Annotated in this window: 2 protein-coding genes and 1 pseudogene; 2 read left to right on the forward strand and 1 reads right to left on the reverse strand. The window is 72.2% G+C overall.

Features of this window, described 5'->3' with window-relative positions:
* On the forward strand, nt 1–634 hold a 634-nt coding region (locus tag GT042_RS26415), incomplete at its 5' end, for a M4 family metallopeptidase (RefSeq protein ID WP_161311234.1).
* A gap of 217 nt (nt 635–851) precedes the next feature.
* Nucleotides 852–2,279 carry an MFS transporter gene (locus GT042_RS26420; RefSeq protein ID WP_345943923.1) on the forward strand — a complete coding sequence of 476 codons (1,428 nt, stop codon included), beginning with the start codon at nt 852–854 and terminating at the stop codon, nt 2,277–2,279.
* 140 nt (nt 2,280–2,419) lie between these two features.
* Here the strand turns inward: GT042_RS26420 and GT042_RS26425 are convergent.
* Nucleotides 2,420–2,873: pseudogene (locus tag GT042_RS26425) on the reverse strand (hypothetical protein); the annotation flags it as partial.

The following is a 2,873-nucleotide window of genomic DNA, read 5'->3' on the forward strand; positions in this document are numbered from 1 at the left end:
CTGCTTCTGCATGACGTACGGCGACGGCTCGGGCAACGCCAACCCGCTCACGTCGATCGACGTCGCCGCCCACGAGATGAGCCACGGCCTCACCGCGGCCACGGCCAAGCTGACCTACTCGGCGGAGTCCGGCGGTCTCAACGAGGCCACCTCCGACATCTTCGGCACCGCCGTGGAGTTCTACTCCAACACCTCCACCGACCCGGGTGACTACCTCATCGGTGAGAAGATCAACATCAACGGCAACGGCACGCCGCTGCGCTACCAGGACAAGCCGAGCAAGGACGGCGCCTCCAAGGACGCCTGGTCGTCGACGCTGAAGAACCTCGACGTCCACTACTCCTCGGGCCCCGCCAACCACTTCTTCTACCTGCTGGCCGAGGGCAGCGGCGCGAAGACCATCAACGGCGTGAGCTACAACAGCCCCACGTCCAACGGATCGACGGTCACCGGCATCGGCCGGGACAAGGCCATCCAGATCTGGTACAAGGCGCTCACCACGTACATGACGTCGAGCACCAACTACGCGAAGGCGCGCACCGCGACGCTCAGCGCGGCCGGCGCGCTGTACGGCACGACCAGCGCCGAGTACAAGGCCGTCGGCGCCGCGTGGAGCGCCGTCAACGTCGCCTGATCCGGCGTAGCACCCAGCGGTAGGCGGTTCCCCGGGCACGGGTCCCTCGCGTTCGCGACGCGAGGGGCCCGTGCCCGGCCGTTTCCGCCGGGCGACGGGGGTGGTGAGGGCTCGTCACGCGCCCCCACGGCGAGGTGGCGTGTGCCGGGGCGCCGCCCGGCCGCATGATGGGCGCAGCTGCCCGTGGGGGGACGCCCAGAGAGAGGAAGACGGCTCCGTGTCCTCGCAGCCCCCCGACCCCCGGCGCTGGAAGGCGCTCGCCGTCTGTCTGGTCGCGGCCTTCATGACCCTGCTCGACGTGTCCATCGTCAATGTGGCGCTGCCGTCGATCCGGGAGGGGCTCGGCGCCCCCGAGTCCGATCTCCAGTGGGTCGTCTCCGGATACGCCCTGGTCTACGGCCTCTTCCTGATCCCGGCGGGCCGCCTCGGCGACGCCCGGGGCCGGCGTCCGGTGTTCATGGTGGGCCTCACCTTCTTCGTCCTCGCGTCGGCGGCCTGCGGCGCCGCGCAGTCCAGCGGGTGGCTGGTGACCGCCCGGCTGATCCAGGGAGCGGCGGGCGGGGTGGTCGCCCCCCAGGTGTCCGCCCTGATCCAGCAGATGTTCTCCGGCCGGGAACGCGGCCGGGCCTTCGGCATGTTCGGCACCGTCGTCGGGATCTCCACCGCCGTCGGCCCCCTGCTCGGCGGCCTGATCATCCAGGCGGCCGGCGCGGACGACGGATGGCGGTGGGTGTTCTACGTCAACCTGCCGCTCGGCGCCGTCTGCCTCCTGCTGGCCCGCCGCCTGCTGCCCGACACCCCGGCGGCCGGCCACGTCCGGATCCGCGACCTCGACCCGGTCGGCGTGCTGCTGCTCGGCTCGGGGGTGGTGGCCCTCCTCCTGCCCTTCGTGGAGTCACGGGAGTGGCACGGGAACACCAAGTGGCTGCTGGTGGCGGTCGCCGCCGTGCTCCTGGCGGCCTTCGTGAGGTGGGAGGCCCACAGCCGGAGGGGCGGCACCCAACCGGTCCTGAACCTGGCCCTCTTCCGTATCCATTCGTTCTGGCTTGGCTGTCTGATGATCCTGTTCTACTTCGGCGGCTTCACCTCGATCTTCTTCATCACCACGCTCTTCCTCCAGAGCGGACTGCACTACTCGGCGCTCCTGGCCGGACTGACCATCACCCCCTTCGCCCTGGGCTCCGGAGTGTCGGCGGGCATCGGCGGACGGCTGGTCGGCCGCTTCGGCCGGCCGCTGATCGTCGTCGGGCTGACCATGGTGGTGGCCGGGCTGGCGCTCACCGTGCTCGCCGTCCATCTCGTCCCCGGCCACCACGCGGGCTGGGCGATGGCCGGGCCCCTGCTGCTCGCCGGTCTCGGCAGCGGCCTGGTCATCTCGCCGAACCAGACCCTCACCCTCGCCGAGGTGCCGGTCGCCGGCGCGGGCAGCGCGGGGGGCACGCTCCAGACGGGACAGCGGGTGGGCTCCTCGATCGGTATCGCCGCGATCGGCTCCGTCTTCTTCGCGGAGGTCTCCCGGGACGGCTGGGCATCGGCGTACGACCACGGCCTGATCGTGTCGGTGGCCTTCGCGCTGGCGGCCCTCGTCGTGGCGGTGACCGACGTGATCGTGGGACACCGGAAGAAGAAGGCGGCGGGCCCGTAGGAGAGAGCGGGCGTAGGTGTACGAGTCACCCCGTCAGGTGTACGGGCCGTCGCGGCAGGTCTACGTACCATCACGGCCGCGCCCGCCCACGGGCCGGGAATCCGGTACGTGGACGGGCGCGGCCCGTGCGGAATTCCTCGCTACGCGTGCGCGGCCCCGGCCCCGGCCGCCTGCCGGCGGAGCGTCAGGGCCGTACCGGCGAGACCCACCGCGGCGACGGCACACACCACCGCCACCACGGACGCCCCCGGGAACCCGCCCAGACTGCTCGACAGCAGGTCCATGCCGACGACGGCCGCGACGGCCTGCGCGACCACCACCGCCAGGGCGGCCGAGGCACCCGCCACCCAGAGGAGCACGGAGTCCCGTACCGCCAGCCACACGGCGCTCACCAGGCACACCACGGTGAGCGCGAGGGACAGCACGTCGGCGACGCTGCCGGACCCCAGACGCGTGTAGTCCGTGGGCAGGTGGAGCACCGCGCACACGAGCAGCAGCGCCATGGCGGGCCAGCGCAGCACCGACCGCGGCACGGAGGCCGGAGCGGGGACAGCGGCCTTGCCGGCCCGCCGCTGGGGCCGGACACCCGCTGCC

Source organism: Streptomyces sp. SID3212 (assembly GCF_009865405.1).
In the GTDB taxonomy this organism is placed as follows: Bacteria; Actinomycetota; Actinomycetes; order Streptomycetales; family Streptomycetaceae; genus Streptomyces.